Below are 17,314 nucleotides of genomic sequence, written 5' to 3' on the forward strand. Positions count from 1 at the left end.
CCGGCCCGGGTCAGCCGCCCAGGCCCTCGAGAACGTCCCGCGAGGGCACGAAGTAGACCCCGCCGGTCGTCGCGGTCGAGAAGTCGAGGAGGCGGTCGTGCCGGCCCGCGGGCACGCCGACGAACATCCGGGTCAGCATCGTCTCGATCACCGACAGGTCGGCGGCCAGCCCGAGGAAGTACGTGCCGAACTCCCCCTTGCCGGGTCGGCCGAAGGGCATGTTGTCGCGGAGGATGTCGTGCTCGGTCCCGCCGGCGTCGACCACGGTCGCGAGCCCCTTGTGCGAGAGCTGCGCCGGATCGTCCTCGCGCTCGACGTTGTCGGCCTTGCTCCGGCCGATGACCCGCTCCTGCTGCTCGGTGGTGAGCGCGTGCCAGGCCGTCAGGTCGTGCAGGTACTTCTGCACGACCAGGTAGCTGCCGCCCGCGAACGCCGCGTCCTCCGCGCCGATCAGTGCGACGCGGGGCAGCGCCTCCCCGGTGGGGTTCTCGGTGCCGTCGACGAAGCCCAGCAGGTCGCGGTTGTCGAAGTAGCGGAAGCCGACCACCTCGTCGCGGACGACGACGTCCTCGCCGAGCGCGTCGAGCAGGAGGCGCTCGAACTCGAAGCAGGCGTCGTCGCGCTCCGCCCGGATGTGGAACAGGAGGTCGGTCTGGGTCGAGACCGCCGTGTGCGCCGCGCCGACCACCTCCCGGAACGGGTGCAGCTGCGCGGGGCGCCCCTCCCCGCTGAAGCGGTCCCACGCGTCGCTCCCGATCCCGACCAGGCACGAGAGGCGCAGGCCCAGGTCGCGGAAGCCGACCGCGCGGAGGATCCCGCCCACGTCCGCGACGACGTCCCGCACGCGGTCCGCGGCGTCCTGCCCGCCGACGATGTCGAGCGAGAGGAAGACGGCGGACCTGCTGAGCGGAGCGACGACCGCCTGCGGCTCGATCGGGACGCGGTCCTCGACGGTCACCGGAGCACCGCCGGCCGGGGCGTCGTCGTCAGGGGCGTCGTCAGGGGCGTCGTCAGGGGCATCGTCGTGGGCATCGCGACCTCCGGTCCGCGCGCCGCGGGAGGGCGCGTCCGCCGCGATCCTGTCAGCGCCCGCGGTGCCGGTCACGAGTCATCCGACCCCACTCGACGAGCGCGGCCGGCGACCCCGGAACCGCCCGGGCGACCAGGTCTGGACGATCGTCGGAACATCTCCCCGCGCTCTTCAGGGAGCGCTCCCACGCCCCTATCGTGGAGCCGCTCCCCACCCTCATCCGGGGAGGCACCACCTTGGACACGACCCGGGCCGGGCTCGGGATCGACACGAGCACGGAGGTTCGAAGATGCCGTTTGTGACCACGGACGACGACGTCGAGATCTACTACAAGGACTGGGGCAGCACCGACGCGCAGCCCATCGTCTTCCACCACGGCTGGCCGCTGTCGTCCGACGACTGGGACGCGCAGATGCTCTTCTTCCACGCGCACGGCTACCGCGTCATCGCGACCGACCGCCGCGGGCACGGCCGCTCCACCCAGGTCGGCACCGGACACGACATGGACCACTACGCCAGCGACGTGAACGCGGTCGTCGAGCACCTCGACCTGCGGAACGCGATCCACATCGGCCACTCCACCGGAGGCGGCCAGGTCGCGCGCTACGTCGCGAAGTACGGCGAGCCCCAGGGCCGCGTGGCCAAGGCCGTCCTCGTCTCGTCGGTCCCGCCGCTGATGGTGCAGACCGAGGCGAACCCCGAGGGCACGCCGATCTCGGTGTTCGACGGATTCCGCGACGCTCTCGCGGCGAACCGCGCCGAGTTCTACCAGGCCGTCGCGGCGGGTCCGTTCTACGGCTTCAACCGCGAGGGCGTCGAGCTCTCGCAGCCGGTGGTGGACAACTGGTGGCGCCAGGGCATGACCGGATCCGCGCTCGCGCACTACGAGGGCATCAAGGCCTTCTCGGAGACGGACCAGACCGAGGACCTGAAGGCGATCACCGTCCCCGTCCTCGTCACCCAGGGCGACGACGACCAGGTCGTCCCCTACAAGGACGCCGCGCTCAAGCAGCACGAGCTGCTGCAGAACTCGACGCTGAAGATCTACGAGGGCTACCCGCACGGCATGCTGACCGTCCACGCCGACGTCATCAACCCCGACCTGCTGGCCTTCATCCAGGAGTAGCGCGGGCCGCTCGCAGGCGCGTCCCGGCCGTTCCGGGGCGCGCCTGCGCGTCTGCGGGGCCGGGGCGCCCACGGGCGGACACCGGGACGGCCGCGGCCCCCGCCTCAGGCGTCGGCGCCGGCGTCCCTGCCGAGCACCGCGGCGAGCTCGCCCCGCCCGCCGATCCCGAGCTTGCGGTACGCCGAGTACAGGTGCGCGCCGACCGTGCGCGGCGAGAGGAACAGGTTCTGCGCGATCGCGCGGTTCGACAGCCCCGTGCTCGCGAGAGCGCAGATGCGCAGCTCCTGCGGGGTCAGCGTGGCCGCGGCCGGTGACGGCGCGTCCGCGATCCTCCCTCCGGCGGCCCGGAGCGCGTCGCGGGCCCGATCGGCCCAGGCGCGGATCGGCAGCTCCTCGAGCATCGCCAGCGACTCGCGGAGGAGGGGGCGCGCCTCCGCCGCCCGCCCGGCCCTGTGCAGCCCGTCGCCCACGAGCAGCAGCGCCCGCGCCCGCACGTACGGGAGCGGCGGCGGAGTCCGGCGCAGCAGCCCGGCCGCGGCGTCCGGCGCTCCATCGGCGAGCGCCACCGCGACCTGCGCGTAGCGGACCGCCGCCTCGATCATCGGCTGGTGCCAGCGCTCGAAGAGCGAATCCAGCCTCGCGGCGTGCAGGCGCACGACTCCGACGTCTCCGGTCGCGAGAGCCGCGTCGACGAGGTCGGGCGTGGTCAGGATCGCGAAGCCGGGGTTCAGGGAGTCGTCGTCCGTATCGAGGAGGGGCAGGAGCTCCGGAACGGCGTCGCCCGGCCGCGACTCGAGGACCGCCACCGCCGCTCTCGATCCGCGGAGCGTCGCCCGCATCACGCTGGAGCAGAGGACGGCCGCGCCGATCGCGCTGCCCGCACTGATCGCCTCGGGATCGGGCGCGACGCCCTCCATCGCGTCGAACCAGGCCAGGCAGGCCCGGGACGCGGTCTCGAAGCCGACGTCCCCCAGGTCGCTGCCGAGGACGAGCGCCTCCTCCGCGAAGGAGCGGGCGCGCGAGATGCGGCCGGCGAGCGAGGTGGTCATCGAGGCGGCCAGGAGCGCCTGCGGGAGGATCCGGATGTCGCCGCGGGCCCGGAGCCCGGTGATCGCCTCCTCCAGGAGCTCCCGGGCGACCTCGACCTCGCCCGCCGTGTTCAGCGCGTAGCCGAGCCACCACGCCTCCTCCGGACCGCTCGCCCCGGATGCCGCCGCGAGCGCCCGGCGGACGACCTCGTCGCCGCGGGCGACCGGCTCGGTGACCGCCGCGAGCAGGACGGCGCGCGGATCGGAGTCGTCGAGGGCGAGCGCGCGCACCGCCTGGATCATCGGCTCCCCCGGCGACGCCTCGCGGTTGTGGTCCCAGGCGATGGCGGCGAGGTGCAGGAGCGCGGCCGTGGCGGCGTCGACGGCTCCGCTGCTCTGCAGCGCGGTCACCGCGGCGAGCGCGGGCGAGAGGTCGCCCCGAGAGAGGGCCGTCCGCCCGGTCGGCAGCGTCTCGCGCGTCCAGGCGGCGCGGGCGGTGAGCACCGGATCGACGGTCTCGCCCGCCGCGCGGTGCACGAGCAGCGCCGCCTCCGCGGTCCGGCCGGCGAGACCGGAGTACTCGGCCGCGTCGATCAGGCGCGAGACGCGCAGCGGCCCGGCGGGGGTCAGCTCCGCGGACCGCTCCATCGCCTGGGCCGCCAGGACGACGTCGCCGGTCGCCAGGCCCGACGCCGCGAGACCGGCGAGCTCCTCGCCCACCCGCCCGTCCGAGCCCGTCGCGAGCTCCGAGCGCCACCACAGCGTCCGGCTCGGATCGTCGCGGTGCTCCTGCACGAGCGTGCGGAGCACGGCCGCGCGCTCGGACGGGCGGCTCACGCTCGTCACCGCGGACTGCACGAGTGGGTGCCGGAAGCGGAGGCCGCTCCCCGGGGTCCAGCTGAGCAGCGACGCGGCGACGGCTCTGTCGATCCAGGAGGGATCGGGGTGGCGGCCGAGCGCCAGGTTCGCCAGCCGGCTCGCCTCCTCCGCCGTCGCGACGTCGCCCAGCGCCACGGCCAGCACGGCGAGCCGCGAGGGCTGATCGAGCTCCGCGAAGCGCTCCGCGAAGGCCGACTCGAGGCGTCCGGTCACCGCGCGGTCCTCCGCCTCGTCGGCCGACGGGTCGCGCCCGGTCAGCTCCACCAGGGCCAGCGGATTCCCGCGGGCGAGGTCGAGCAGAGCGCGCCGAGCGGCGCCGCGAGGAGGATGCGGGAGCGTGTCGAGGAGCGCGGCCGAGTCGGCGGCCGACAGCGGCCCGAGGTGGAGGTGCTCGAGGCCGGAGTCCTCCTCGGGCCGGTCCCTCGTGGTCATCACGACGACGACGCGGTCCTCCCCGATGCGCCGGGCGAGCATCCGCAGCGCCCACGCCGACTCAGGGTCGATCCGGTGCAGGTCCTCGACGACGACCAGCAGGGGCCGATCGGCGGCGGCGTCGCTCAGGAGGGTCAGGGCCGAGAGGCCGGCCAGCAGCGGCGTCGGCTGCACTCCCTCCGCCAGATGGAAGGCGACGCGGAGCGCGTCCCGCTGCGGAAGAGGCAGGCCGTCGAGGCCCGGGCGGAGCGGGTGCAGGAGCAACTGCAGCGCCGCGTACTGGTCGCCCGACTCCGCTGCGGAGCCCGCGGTGCGCAGCACCCGCACGTCGCGGGAGCGCGCGTAGGCGACGACGTCCTCGACCAGGGTGGTCTTGCCGACCCCGGCGTCTCCGTCGATGACGAGCGCCGACCCGTGGGCGGCGATGCGGTCGACCCGCAGGCGGAGCCGCGCGAGCTCCGATCCCCGACCGACGACGAGCGTGTCCCGCTTCACGCGTCGAGTATCGCACCCTCGCGCAGACACTCCTCGACCCGGTGGCGGGCCCGGATGAAATCGATCGCGGCGGCCGCAGCGCTGCCGGCGGCGCCGAAGAAGGAGGTCAGGAAGTGGTCGCCTCCGTGCACCTCCAGGGTCTGCCAGCGGAAGGCGATGAAGCCGAAGGGGTCGACGCGCACCGGCGACGAGCCCTCGCGGAGCGGATACGCCTCCTGGCTCGCCCAGACGCGGCGGAAGACCCGCGAGCGGCCCCCGAGCGAGGCGACCAGCACCCGCAGCCGCGGGTCCGCCGGGTCGGAGTGGAAGCGGAGGGCCGCGGTCATCACGGCGATCGTGCGGTCCCAGTCCTCGTGCCGGGCGGCGTCGGTCTCGAGCGCCGCGGCGTCGACGACGGCCTCGATCATGTTGGTCCCCTGCTCGCAGACCAGGGGCAGGAACAGACGGCCGAGCTCGTTCACGGCGACGAGGTCCTGGTAGCGGTCCACCACGTAGGCGGGCGTCGTGGTCCAGGACGAGACCATGCTCGTCAGGCTGCCGATCTGCGCCGGCGTCGGCGCGGCCTGCGCCCACCCCGGCGAGCGCCGCGGCGCGGCGTGCCCGCCGAGCCGGAAGAGGTAGTCGCGCCCGTCCGCGTCGAGGCGGAACGCGCGGGCCAGGGCGTCCAGGACCTGCGCCGAGGGGCGGCGGTCCTTGCCCTGCTCGAGCCGCAGGTAGTAGTCCGGGCTGATCCCCGCGAGCACGGCGACCTCCTGCCGGCGCAGCCCGCTGACCCGGCGACGTCCGTCGGTCCCCAGGCCGACCTCATCGGGGCGCAGCCGGTCGCGGTGCCCCCGGAGGTAGGCGCCGAGCCGCGCGGTGTCCGTGTCCACGATCCCGCCCTTCTCTCCCCTCGAGGCTAGGGAGGCGGCGGGCCCGGCTCCACGGGACGCCGACCTAGATCCGCGGCGGGGTGCGGCGGCACTCGGCGCCCCCCTCCGCGGTCAGGCCCCCTCCGCGGTCGGGCCGGCTCCGCGGTCGGGCCGGCTCCGCGGTCAGCTCAGCTCCGCCGCGGCGTCGGCGATGACCCGCGCGACCTCCTCCGGGTGCGAGCGCATCACCAGGTGCGGCGCGTCGAGCTCGACGACCGACCGCACGCCCGCCCGCCGGTAGCCGAACCGCTCGACGTCCGGGTTGATCGTCCGGTCCGCGGCCGCGACGACGCCCCAGCTCGGCCGGGTCCGCCAGGCGGCGACCGGGGCGGCCTCTCCGAACGCCAGAGCCGCGAGCGGGCGCTGGCCGACCGCGAGCACCGCCGCCTCGGCCGGATCGATCCCGGCCGCGAACACCTCCGGGAACGCCGACACCGCGACCGACACGTCCGTTCCCGGCTCCGCTCCGTCGATCGGGAACGGGGTGTAGACGAGGTTCGCCGGGAGGTCGGAGTCGGGGAAGGCTCCCTGCAGCTGCCCGAGGCTCTCCCCCTCCTCGAGCGCGTAGGCCGCGAGGTAGACGAGGCCGACCACGTTCTCCGCGGCGCCCGCCACCGTGATCACGGCGCCGCCGTAGGAGTGGCCCGCGAGCAGGACCGGCCCGTCGAGCTGCTCCACGAAGGAGCGGAGGTACTCCGCATCGCCGAGCAGGCTGCGGTTCGGCACGGCCGGGGCGCGCACCGCGTGGCCGGCGTCGAGCAGGATCCGCGTGACCGGGGCGAAGCTCGCGGCGTCGGCGAACGCCCCGTGGACGAGGACGATGGTGGGTGCGGTCATGGGTCTGTCCTTCCGGTCGGGCTGCGGTCCGGCAGCCGACTGCGCAGCCGATCCGGACCCGGGCCGAACCTAGGGCGGCGGACGGCGCGCGTCGTGACCCCGCGACTCCCCTGCCGACCGGGCGGCCGCCTGTCGCCCGCCCGAGGACACCCTCCAGCGCTCGTCCCGCCCGCTCACGGCGGGCCCGGCCCGCTGCAGCGTCCGCGTCCTGGTCCCGACGGGGTCACCCTCCGCCGGCCGGATGTCCGAGGGCGCGACGCGTCGACGCGCCGGCTCCGCCTGCTCGAGCGCCCGGGATCGCGGCGGGGCGGCTCTCAGGCTCTTCCGGCCGGAGACCGGGGCCGCGGCGCGTCAGCTCGCGAACTCCTCCGGCCAGCCCAGCGCGGCCAGCGACCGGCGCACGCGCTCGATGTCCTCCTCCGAGGGCAGCTCCGACGTCACTCCGGCGATCGCGGTGCCGACGTCCGCGCGGGAGGCGGGCGCGTCGGCGGCGAGACCGGCGGCCACCTCGGCGACCTCCTCGTCGCTCAGACGACGTCGGAGGAGAGCCAGCAGCGGCACGAAGTCCTGCTCGGGAAGCCCGGCGGGGTAGCCGGCGCGCAGCCAGCGGACGATGCGCGTGACCAGGCCCTCGCGGGTGTCCGGCTCGGCCAGCGAATCCGGACCCGCCAGCGGCCAGCCCGCGCTCGCGAGCCGCGAGGAGACGCGGGCGACGTCCTCGGGCATCGCCGGTCCGAGCAGCAGCTGCTCGATCCGCTCGCGCACCACAGCCCGCGAGACGACCGTCTCGGCCCGCTCCGACTCCGACAGGAGCTGCGCGACGACCTGCTCGACCTCGTCGGTCGTGAGGCTGCGGCGCAGCAGGCCCAGCAGCGGCAGGTAGTCCTGCTCCGGCACGCCGGACGGGTAGCCCGCGCGCAGCCAGCCGACCACGCGGGCGACGATCCCCTCCCGCGCCGCGATCGGATCGGTCGAGGCCATGCTCAGCCCTTGGGCACGAAGGTCGGGATCACGTGCTCGAAGCTCACCGACTGGCCCAGGCCCGTCGCGATGATGACGCTCAGGCCGATCACGACGGAGCCCACGACGAGCGCGAAGCAGAGCACGCCGATCCCGCGCAGCACCGGTGCGGGCAGACCGCTCCGGACCGAGGGGGCGTCGGACCCGCCCGAGGCGGGAGCACCGGCGGCGACGGCGAAGGAGCGGACGCCGACGGCGAAGAGCACGGGGAGGCCTGCTCCGAGGAGCACGGCGACGAGGGCCACCTGGCCGGCGGCGGAGAGGAAGAGGGAGAGCACGGTGCGGATCCTTTCGCTCAGACGCCGGCGGTCTCGGGCGCGGGGCGTGCCGCCGCGTCCTGCCACTCGTCGTTGACGTTGTGCGCGCCGATGCTGTCGCGGCGCGAGCGGATGTAGATGAAGGAGGCGACGGCGACGAGGACCGCGGCCATCAGCAGGCCGCCGGCCGCGCCTCCGACGAGGTGGCCGATCCACCACATCACGGCGCCGACCAGGGCGGCGGCCGGAAGCGTGATGACCCACGCGATCACCATGCGCAGCGCCACGCGCCAGCGCACCTGCGCGCCGGGTCGGCCGACTCCGGAGCCGAGGATCGAGCCGGTCGCGACGTGGGTGGTCGAGAGCGCGAAGCCGAGGTGGCTGGAGGCGAGGATGACCGCGGCGGAGGCGCTCTCGGCGGCCATGCCCTGCGGGGTGTCGATCTCGACGAGGCCCTTGCCGACGGTGCGGATGATCCGCCAGCCGCCGATGTAGGTGCCGAGCGAGATGGCCAGCGCGCAGCTGAGCTTGACCCAGAAGGGGACCGACTCGGTGTCGCTCCAGCCGCCGGCCGCGATCAGCGCGAGCGTGATCACTCCCATGGTCTTCTGCGCGTCGTTGGTGCCGTGCGCGAGCGAGACGAGGGAGGCGCTGCCGATCTGCCCGAAGCGGAAGCCGCGGTGGAGGCTCTTCTCGGCGAGGTTCCCGATCACCCGGAAGACGAGCCAGGTGCCGATCGCCGCGACCGCTCCGGCGAGGACGGGCGACATCAGCGCCGGGAGGATCACCTTGCCGACGACGCCGTCGAGCTTGGTCCCGTCGCCGGCCCAGTTCACGCCGTTGAGACCGAGGCCCGCGAGAGCGGAGCCGATCAGGCCGCCGAAGAGGGCGTGCGACGAGCTCGAGGGCAGACCGAGCAGCCAGGTCAGCAGGTTCCAGACGATGCCGCCGATGAGGCCGGCCAGCACGATCAGCAGCAGAGCGGATCCACCGTCCTCCAGCAGGGCCGGATCGGGTGCGCCGGAGGAGTCCTGGATCTTCACGACCGCGTTGGTGACGGTCAGCGCCACCTCGATGCTGAGGAACGCACCGACGAGATTCAGCGACGCCGAGAGGGCGACGGCGGTGCGGGGCTTCAGGGCACCGGTCGCGATGGACGTGGCCATCGCGTTCGCCGTGTCATGGAAGCCGTTGGTGAAGTCGAAGGCGAGGGCCGTGACGACGACGAGCGCGAGCAGGATGAAGGGATCCACGCAGACATGATGCTCCCGTGGCGGGAGGCGTCCCGGCGTGGTCGCGAGGCTTCACCTGCTGTTCACCTCGTGGGGTACGCCCGCCCGAGTAACCTGTGCGGATTCTCAGGCGGGCGGTGCGTCGGGCGGGTGGCGGTTCTCCGGAGCGCGCGTCGGCGGGCGGCGCTCCAGCGGACGGCGGTTCACCCGTGCCGGCACTGACGTGCGGCGCTCAGGCGAGCGTGTTCAGGAGGCCGAGCGCGGCAGCGGCGGGGTGAGGTCCGGGGTGTGCGCGGGGTCGGAGTCGGGGGCCGGCTCCTGCGGGGCGGCGGACTCGGCCGCGGTCTCGGAGTCCTCGGAGGACTCCTGGTCCTCAGCGGGCTCCTGCGAGCCGGGCAGCGGCGGGGTGAGGTCGAGGGCGCCGACCGCCGGTTCGGCGGCGTGCTTCGGCGCAGCCGGGCGGTTCTCGGCCGCGGCCGCCTTCTTCGCCGCCTTCTCCTGGGTGCGCGTGAGCTTCTCGGTCTGCTCCGCCAGCTTGCGGGCCTTCTTGCGCAGCTTCTTGCTGGAGTCGCGGACCGCCTCGTGCGCTGCGCGCACCGACTTCTCGGCCTTCTTCAGCGCCTTCTTCGCGCGCTTCTGCGCCGCCTTGTCGCGTGCGTCCTTGTCCTTGCCGGTCCCGGCCATGTCCGCTCCTCCGCTCGTCGACCACTCTGGCCGACTCCCCCACGCTACCGAGCGGCACCCGCCCCGCGAACCCGCTGGCGAGCGCGCCCGGGTCGCGCTAGGCGCGCGGGCGGCGGGCGTTCTGCGGCCGTGCCGTCCTTGCTCCTCTAACCCTGGCTGCCCCCTCCCCTCCTCCGCGAGATGCCACCCCGGTTCTCGCGAGATGCCACTCCCCGGTCCGCGAGATGCCACTTGCGCGGGCGACACGCCGAGCCGAGCGGACTCAACTGGCATCTCGCGGGGCGGAAGGAGGCGGCAGCGGACGGCCGGGAGTCGCGGAGGGCGGCGGCTCTGTTCGCGGCTGGGAGTCGCGGGCGAGTCGGCCCCGCGGAGGGCGCGGGTTCGGCAGGCTGGGGCGATGGTCTTCCAGCACGATCCCGGCGGCTACCAGGGCCGCGCGGGGCTCCGCCGCCCGATGCGCGGGCCCAAGCGCGACAGATGGATGTGGTGGCGCCTGGGCTCCGGAGTCGCGGCGACGGTCGCCGGCGTGATCGCCCTGCTCGTCTTCACCGCCGACCGCTGAGCACGCCGCCGACCCGGCGTACCCCCGCCGCCGCTCGTCGAGCACTCCCGCCTCGCGCGCGCAGAGACACCGCCGAATGCACCCGGTCACCGGCGGCAGCACGGCGTCTCGGCGACCGGGCGGCGTCTCGCGCGGCAGCCGACGCGGCGCCCCTCCCGGCCACCTCGCCCCGGCGCACCACCCCCGCCACTCCGGATCGAGAGCCGATCGATGCGCTCAACCGCTTGACTCCGGAGGGTTCTCTCAGGTCGGATCCGGCGGATCGCGGGTAGTTTGGAGGGTCGCACCGGCTCAGCCGTGCGATCAGCCCCACTGCCCCACCCGGCGCTCGCCTCCCCCTCGAGTGTCGGCAGACCTGGAACCTCCTCTGCATGCACCGTTCGTCACGCGCCTCGACTCCCACCCCCGCAAGAGCCGAGACCGGCAGTCCGTCCGCCCTCCCGACCCGTCGCTCACTCCGTGACCAGGAGTCCCGCAGCCGCCGCGCTTCCCGCGGCCCGTCGCGCCCCCGGGTCTCCGCCGTCGCCGCGATGACCCTCGTGGCCGGCATCGCGATCACCTCGACGATGCCCGCGTTCGCCGTGGGCGGCACCGCCGACTCCGAGCTGACCCGCGACACCGCCACCGCCGTCGCCGCGGCCCGCCCGCAGAGCTTCGTGGCGGCCGGAGTCGTGCAGCAGAGCGTCACCCGCGACTCCTTCGCCGCCGAGGCCAAGCCCGAGGTCCTCGTCCCCACCGCGTCCCTCGACACGATCACGGCGACCTCCGGCGAGTCGACCGCGGCCGCCGCCGGAGCGTCCGGAGCGTGGGTCGTCCCGATCTCGGGTCACATCAGCAGCAGCTACGGTCCCCGCCCCGACGCGCCGGTCGCCGGCGTGAACCTGTTCCACAAGGGCACCGACCTCGCCGGCGCCTGCGGCACGCCCGTCCTCGCGGCCTCCAGCGGCACCGTCGAGGAGGCGTCCTACCAGGGCAGCTACGGCAACTGGATCCTGCTCGACAACGGCGGCGGCATCGAGACCGGCTACGCCCACAACAGCGAGCTGATGGTGTCGGTCGGCGAGACCGTCACCGTCGGCCAGGTCATCGCGCTGCGCGGCTCGACCGGCGCCTCCACCGGCTGCCACCTGCACTTCGAGACGCGGGTCGACGGCGAGGCGGTCGACGCCGTGCCGTTCATGGCCGAGCTCGGCGTCCCGATCGGCTGACGCCCCCGTCGACTCGAGAACGCAGAAGTCGCGGTGATCGCTCTCGACCACCGCGACTTCTGCGTTCTCGTGCGTCCTCCGGCGGGCGTCAGGGTCCGGGGACGGTCCGCGCTCCGGTGGAGACGGCGGCCGACCAGTGCGCGTCGTCCGGCACCGTGGTCACCCTGATCTCGGCGTCCTGCTCGACGGCGATCTGCATGGTGCCCGTGTTGCCGCCTCCCGTGCCGGTGCGAGTCGTGCCCGGGCTGTAGACGCAGGACGATCCGCTCGTCATCAGGCCGACGACCTCGATCGTCACCTCGGCGTCCGCGGAGTCGCAGGCGACCGAGACGGTGATGTGCAGCGGGTCGCCGCTGAGGTTCACGGTCTGCGGATCGACGGGGCCGACCTGGTCGGTCCACCGCACGGCGGCGGTCGCTCCCTCGGGCAGCGTCACAGGCCCGAGCGGAGCGTCGGTGGGCGTCGCGGTCGGAGCGGTCGTCGTCGGGGCGGCGGTGCCGGAAGCGGTCGGTGTCGTCTCCTCCGCCTGGTCGGCGCCGCCCGTGCAGCCGCTCAGAGCGAGCGCCGCGAGCAGTGCCGAGGCGCCCAGCGCGGTCGCGCGCCGTCCGGCCCGGAGTCCCGTCGCCCGGCGCGGAGCGGTCGTTCTCGTGGTGTCCACGGTGGTTCCCCCTGTCCACTGGCGTCCCTCCGGTCTACCCGAGCCCGCGCGGCCGCGGACCGCACTCTGCGGCGGTTGCCAGGGTCGGGAGCCGTGCTGCGGATCGACGTGGAGCTCCTCCGAATCGGCGCGGCGGCCCGTCGATCCGCTCGGGTGCCGCGGATGATCGCCTCCGGGCGGATCCGACGCCCGCCGCTCCCGGCGCACCCCGCCGCGCCGCCCCTCTGGACCCGGAAGGCACCGCCATGACCGCCTCGAACACCTACCCCTTCGCCGGACGCACTGTCCTGGTCACCGGAGCCGGCTCCGGCATCGGCCGCTCCATCGCGCGCGCCTTCCTCGAGCAGGGCGCGAGCGTCGCGGTCGCCGGGCGCACCCCCGCCACGCTCGAGGAGACCGTCGCCGGCTTCCCGGCCGAGCGCGTCCTGATCGTCCCCACCGACGTCTCGGTCCGAGCCGAGGTCGACGCGCTCGTCGAGGGCACCGTCGCGAGGTTCGGCGGGATCGACGTCCTCGTGAACAACGCGGCCGGCCACCTCGGCGGCCCGATCGAGGAGGTGGAGGACGACGCCTGGCACTCCCTCTTCGCCACGAACGTCGACGCCCTCTTCTACGCGGTGAGGGCGGCGCTCCCGCACCTGAAGGCGAGCCGCGGCAACATCGTCGTCGTCTCCTCCGTGTCGGGCATCCGCGGCGACTGGGGCCAGGCCGCCTACAACGCGACCAAGGGCGCGATCACGACCTTCGTGCAGTCACTGGCCCTCGACTTCGGCGCGCACGGCGTGCGGGTCAACGCCGTCGCTCCCGCCTTCACGCAGACGCCGCTGACGGAGTCGATGGCGTCGACTCCCGAGGAGCTCGCGCCCTTCATCGACCGCATCGCCCTCGGACGCCCCGGACAGCCGGACGACATCGCCCCGCCGGTGCTCTTCCTCGCCAGCGCGGACGCGGCGTACATCACCGGCGCGATCCTCGCCGTGGACGGCGGGACCAGCGCCTCGACGGGGCAGCCGCACCTGTGAGGCGGGCGGGGGGGGGGGGATCGGCGGCCGTGCCCTCCGTGTCCGGCCGGCTCAGATCCTCGCGCCCCAGCCCCGGCTTTCTCCCTCCCTGACCGCACACCCAGACTCGACCGACACCTGTGGAGTATCGTGGAGTCAATTGCATGCAGACGCATGGATACGGACTCGCCGACCGCACGGCCTCCGAGCCCATCCCTCTTCGAGCAGGAGTCGTCATGACCACCACCAGCACCCGCTTCACCGACCGCGTCGTCCTCATCACCGGAGGAGGATCCGGACTCGGCCGCGCCGCCGCGGTCCGCCTCGCCCAGGAGGGCGCGAAGCTCGCCCTCGTCGACATCTCCGAGCAGGGCCTCGCCGCCACGGTCGACGTCCTGCCCGAGGGCACCGAGTCGATCACCGTCCTCGCCGACGTGTCGAAGGAGGCGGACGTCGACGCCTACGTCGCGCGCACCCTCGAGGCGTTCGGACGGATCGACGGCTTCTTCAACAACGCCGGCATCGAGGGCCGCCAGAACCTCACCGAGGACTTCACGGCCGACGAGTTCGACAAGGTCGTCGCGATCAACCTCCGGGGCGTGTTCCTCGGTCTCGAGAAGGTGCTGAAGGTGATGCGCGAGCAGGGCTCGGGCATGGTCGTCAACACCGCGAGCGTCGGCGGCATCACCGCGATCGGCAACCAGTCCGGCTACGCGGCCGCCAAGCACGGCGTCGTCGGCCTCACCCGCAACTCGGCGATCGAGTACGGCGAGTTCGGCATCCGCATCAACGCGATCGCGCCCGGGGCCATCTGGACCCCGATGGTCGAGAACTCGATGAAGCAGCTCGACCCCGAGAACCCGCGCAAGGCGGCCGAGGAGTTCATCCAGGTCAACCCGACCAAGCGCTACGGCGAGGCCGACGAGATCGCCTCGGTCGTCGCCTTCCTCCTCTCGGACGACGCCTCCTACGTGAACGCGACCGTCCTCCCCATCGACGGCGGGCAGTCGATCAAGTACTGAGGCCTGCTCCGCGGAGGGAGCGCCTGCCCCGGCGGGCGGCCCCCTCCGCTCCCGCCGCCTCTCCCGTGGGACCCGGCCCGACGGCTCCTCCACAGGGCGCTTCCCGCTCCGGGGTCTCCTCGAGCGGCTCGTCCCGCGCATCGCCCGTCCCGCGGCGGGAGCAGAATGGGGTCGGTCCCGCCGGACCTCGACCGCTACGGAGACATGCATGAACCCCACCGGGAGCTTCCGCGCCGCCCGCGACACCCTCCTGCAGCACCGCACCGATGCGGTCGCCGCGAACGAGGCCTTCCAGTGGCCGGACGTCGGGCCCCGCTTCAACTGGGCGGTGGACTGGTTCGACGCGATCGCGATCGGCAACGAGCGCCCCGCCCTCTGGATCGTGGAGGAGGACGGCTCCGAGGAGCAGTACTCCTTCGACCGGATGCGCTGGCGCTCCGACGAGGTCGCCGCCTGGCTCCACTCGGTCGGCGTCGAGCAGGGCGATCACGTGATGCTCATGCTCGGCAACCGCCTCGAGCTGTGGGAGTCGATGCTCGCGATCATGAAGCTCGGCGCGGTCATCCTCCCGACGACGACCCTGCTCTCGCCCGCCGACCTGGCCGACCGCCTGGAGCGCGGCGAGGTCGCGCACGTCATCGCGGACGCCTCCGAGACCGCCAAGTTCGACGAGATGGAGGGGGACTTCGGCCGCATCGCGGTCGGCGGCGCGGTCGAGGGCTGGCTCGACTACGCCGACTCGCTCGAGCCCTTCGGCATCAGCCCGACGGTGGTCGTCGAGAGCTCCGATCCGTGCCTGATCTACTTCACCTCCGGCACCACCTCGAAGCCCAAGATGGTCGTGCACACCCACGAGTCGTATCCCGTGGGGCACCTCAGCACGATGTACTGGCTCGGCGTCCAGCCGGGCGACGTGCACATGGCGATCAGCTCGCCGGGCTGGGGCAAGCACGCCTGGAGCTGCTTCTTCGCGCCGTGGAACGCGGAGGCGACGGTGTTCGTCTACAACTACAGCCGCTTCTCCCCCACCGCTCTGCACCAGCAGCTCGACCGTGCCGAGGTCACCACGTTCTGCGCGCCGCCGACCGTCTGGCGGATGCTGATCCAGTCGGCGCTGGGAGCGAAGCCGCGCGCGCTGACCGAGATCCTCTCCGCGGGCGAGCCGCTGAATCCCGAGGTCATCGCGACCGTCGAGCGGGAGTGGGGCCTCACGATCCGCGACGGCTACGGCCAGACCGAGACCACGGCGATCATCGCGAACCCGCCCGGCGCCCCGGTGGTCCCCGGAGCGATGGGCCGCGCGCTGCCCGGCGTCGCCATCGCCCTCGTCGACCCCCTGACCGGCGAGCCCGCCTCCACCGGCGAGATCTGCCTCGACCTCTCCGTCGAGCCCGTCAACCTGATGTCCGGCTACCTCGGCGACGAGGACCGCACCGAGCGCGCCCGTGCCGACGGCTACTTCCACACCGGCGACGTGGCGGTCCGCGCGGTCGACGGCACGATCACCTTCGTCGGCCGCACCGACGACATCTTCAAGTCCTCCGACTTCAAGATCTCGCCGTTCGAGGTCGAGAGCGTGCTGCTGCAGCACCCCGCCGTCGCCGAGTCCGCCGTCGTCCCGGCTCCGGACGAGGTGCGCCACAGCGTGGTGAAGGCCTACGTCACCCTCGCCGAGGGCTGGGAGCCGACCGCCGAGACGGCGAGCGCGATCTTCGCCCACACCCGCGAGCTGCTCTCCTCCTTCGAGCGGGTGCGGCGCCTCGAGTTCCATCCCCTGCCCAAGACGATCTCGGGCAAGATCCGCCGCGTCGAGCTGCGCGAGCGCGAGGAGGAGGCGTTCCGCCGCGGCGAGGAGATCCCCACCGAGTGGCGTGCCGACCGCCTCTAGGCGCGGCGCGCGGCCCTCGCCCGCCGAGACACCGCCGCAACCGCCGAAGCACCGCTGAGGCGGCGGTGCCTCGACGGGAGGGGGCGGGCCGGGACGCCGGCCGCCGGTGACCAGCGCCGACGGCGATCAGCGACGACGGCGATCAGCGCGGCGTCAGCGGGGGCGCACGGCGATCAGCTCGCCGTGGTCGCGGACGCCGGGGGCGCTGCGGCGGAGGGAGTGGGTCGCCTCGAGGCCCGCCTGCTCGGCGAGTGCGCGCATCTCGGCGAGCGGATGGAACCAGGCCGGTGCGACGGCGTGCGCGAACGCCTCCGTGCGCGGACCCTCGAAGAAGCCGATCAGCAGGCTTCCGCCCGGTCGGAGGTGCGCGGCGAGCGCCGCGACCGCGCCGGGCAGCTCCGCCGGCCGGAGGTGGATGAGCGAGTACCACGCGAGAACGCCCCCGAGGCAGTCGACGTCGAGCTCGAGCGCCGAGCCGAGCCGGAACGGGACGTCCGGGAACCGCGCCCGCGCCAGCGCGACGAACTCCGGCACCGGGTCGACGCCGATCGCGGCGGCTCCGCGGCGCTGGAGGAACTCCGTCCAGTGCCCGGGCCCGCAGCCCACGTCGGCGACCGTGCCCTCCAGCCCGTCGGCCCACGACCCGATCAGCTCACGGTCGGCCGCGGGCCCCGCGTCGACCGATCCGAGCAGCGCCGCGTACTCCTCCGCCCGCGCGCCGTACGCGTCCCGAACCTCGTCCATCCGGCGAGCGTAGGCCGCCCGGGAGCGGCGCGCACCGGGCAGTCGGAGGCGCGTGGCACGTTCCGCGGTGCCGTTGGCGCGGCTCGGGCGGCGCGGTCCAGTGGCGCGTTCTGACGTCCGAGCGCGCCTGCCCCGTGAGCGTTCGCGCCCGGCGTCCCGAGGCGCTCCACGAGGACGGATCATCGAGGTGCCGCGCGCCCCGTCCCCACCCCGAAGGAGACCCGATGACCCCTGCCGACGCCGCCGACGCCTGGACCCTCGACCGCTCCGTGCCCGCCGGGACCCTCGACTCCGTGGTCC

The 17,314-nt window shown here is 74.0% G+C and carries 16 protein-coding genes; 6 read left to right on the forward strand and 10 right to left on the reverse strand.

Annotated elements, in window-relative coordinates; genetic code table 11:
• Window positions 1-10 precede the first annotated feature (10 nt).
• A complete protein-coding gene (locus C5D44_RS13495; RefSeq protein WP_104281967.1) occupies window positions 11-958 on the reverse strand; it encodes a Dyp-type peroxidase in 948 nt (315 codons plus the stop codon).
• A 361-nt stretch (window positions 959-1,319) separates the two neighbouring features.
• Between C5D44_RS13495 and C5D44_RS13500 the strand changes: the two genes are divergently transcribed.
• The gene (locus C5D44_RS13500; RefSeq protein ID WP_104281953.1) at window positions 1,320-2,156 is read left to right on the forward strand and encodes an alpha/beta fold hydrolase; all 837 of its coding nucleotides are present in this window, start codon (window positions 1,320-1,322) and stop codon (window positions 2,154-2,156) included.
• Between the two features lie 104 nt (window positions 2,157-2,260).
• Here the strand turns inward: C5D44_RS13500 and C5D44_RS13505 are convergent, their stop codons facing one another.
• The 7 genes from C5D44_RS13505 to C5D44_RS13535 form a co-directional block, all read right to left on the reverse strand.
• Window positions 2,261-4,990, reverse strand: a complete 2,730-nt coding sequence (locus C5D44_RS13505) for an AAA family ATPase (protein ID WP_181118510.1) — start codon at window positions 4,988-4,990, stop codon at window positions 2,261-2,263.
• A complete protein-coding gene (locus C5D44_RS13510) occupies window positions 4,987-5,862 on the reverse strand; it encodes a helix-turn-helix domain-containing protein (RefSeq protein ID WP_181110066.1) in 876 nt (291 codons plus the stop codon). Before C5D44_RS13510 ends, C5D44_RS13505 begins: the two co-directional genes overlap by 4 nt.
• A 162-nt stretch (window positions 5,863-6,024) precedes the next feature.
• On the reverse strand, window positions 6,025-6,738 hold the full coding sequence (locus C5D44_RS13515; protein WP_104281955.1) for an alpha/beta fold hydrolase: 714 nt from the start codon (window positions 6,736-6,738) through the stop codon (window positions 6,025-6,027).
• A gap of 351 nt (window positions 6,739-7,089) precedes the next feature.
• The gene (locus C5D44_RS13520; protein WP_104275759.1) at window positions 7,090-7,719 is read right to left on the reverse strand and encodes a DUF3349 domain-containing protein; all 630 of its coding nucleotides are present in this window, start codon (window positions 7,717-7,719) and stop codon (window positions 7,090-7,092) included.
• Between the two features lie 2 nt (window positions 7,720-7,721).
• Window positions 7,722-8,036, reverse strand: a complete 315-nt coding sequence (locus C5D44_RS13525) for a hypothetical protein (protein ID WP_104275758.1) — start codon at window positions 8,034-8,036, stop codon at window positions 7,722-7,724.
• 17 nt (window positions 8,037-8,053) lie between these two features.
• Window positions 8,054-9,268, reverse strand: a complete 1,215-nt coding sequence (locus C5D44_RS13530) for an inorganic phosphate transporter (RefSeq protein ID WP_104275757.1) — start codon at window positions 9,266-9,268, stop codon at window positions 8,054-8,056.
• A gap of 225 nt (window positions 9,269-9,493) precedes the next feature.
• Window positions 9,494-9,931, reverse strand: coding sequence for a histone (locus tag C5D44_RS13535; protein WP_104281956.1), 438 nt, complete (start codon window positions 9,929-9,931; stop codon window positions 9,494-9,496).
• Between the two features lie 397 nt (window positions 9,932-10,328).
• Here C5D44_RS13535 and C5D44_RS18130 point away from each other — a divergent pair, with 397 nt between their 5' ends.
• Both C5D44_RS18130 and C5D44_RS13540 read left to right on the forward strand, forming a co-directional pair.
• Complete coding sequence (locus tag C5D44_RS18130) at window positions 10,329-10,493, forward strand: hypothetical protein (RefSeq protein ID WP_181118511.1); 165 nt, start codon at window positions 10,329-10,331, stop codon at window positions 10,491-10,493.
• A gap of 530 nt (window positions 10,494-11,023) precedes the next feature.
• Window positions 11,024-11,701 (forward strand): M23 family metallopeptidase, encoded by a 678-nt coding sequence (locus tag C5D44_RS13540; protein ID WP_146088058.1) that lies wholly within the window; start codon window positions 11,024-11,026, stop codon window positions 11,699-11,701.
• An 88-nt stretch (window positions 11,702-11,789) separates the two neighbouring features.
• Here the strand turns inward: C5D44_RS13540 and C5D44_RS13545 are convergent, their stop codons facing one another.
• Window positions 11,790-12,359 carry a hypothetical protein gene (locus tag C5D44_RS13545; RefSeq protein ID WP_104281958.1) on the reverse strand — a complete coding sequence of 190 codons (570 nt, stop codon included), beginning with the start codon at window positions 12,357-12,359 and terminating at the stop codon, window positions 11,790-11,792.
• A 245-nt stretch (window positions 12,360-12,604) separates the two neighbouring features.
• Between C5D44_RS13545 and C5D44_RS13550 the strand changes: the two genes are divergently transcribed.
• From C5D44_RS13550 to C5D44_RS13560, 3 genes are all read left to right on the forward strand, one after another.
• Entirely contained in the window at window positions 12,605-13,381 is a 777-nt protein-coding gene (locus C5D44_RS13550; RefSeq protein WP_104281959.1) for an SDR family NAD(P)-dependent oxidoreductase, read from the forward strand.
• 215 nt (window positions 13,382-13,596) lie between these two features.
• Complete coding sequence (locus C5D44_RS13555) at window positions 13,597-14,382, forward strand: glucose 1-dehydrogenase (protein WP_258065340.1); 786 nt, start codon at window positions 13,597-13,599, stop codon at window positions 14,380-14,382.
• Window positions 14,383-14,590: 208 nt separating this feature from the next.
• Window positions 14,591-16,270 (forward strand): AMP-binding protein, encoded by a 1,680-nt coding sequence (locus C5D44_RS13560; protein ID WP_104275750.1) that lies wholly within the window; start codon window positions 14,591-14,593, stop codon window positions 16,268-16,270.
• A 153-nt stretch (window positions 16,271-16,423) separates the two neighbouring features.
• Here the strand turns inward: C5D44_RS13560 and C5D44_RS13565 are convergent, their stop codons facing one another.
• Complete coding sequence (locus tag C5D44_RS13565; RefSeq protein WP_104281960.1) at window positions 16,424-17,014, reverse strand: trans-aconitate 2-methyltransferase; 591 nt, start codon at window positions 17,012-17,014, stop codon at window positions 16,424-16,426.
• Window positions 17,015-17,314 lie beyond the last annotated feature (300 nt).

The organism is Rathayibacter sp. AY1B5 (genome assembly GCF_002932795.1).
Classification (GTDB): Bacteria; Actinomycetota; Actinomycetes; order Actinomycetales; family Microbacteriaceae; genus Rathayibacter.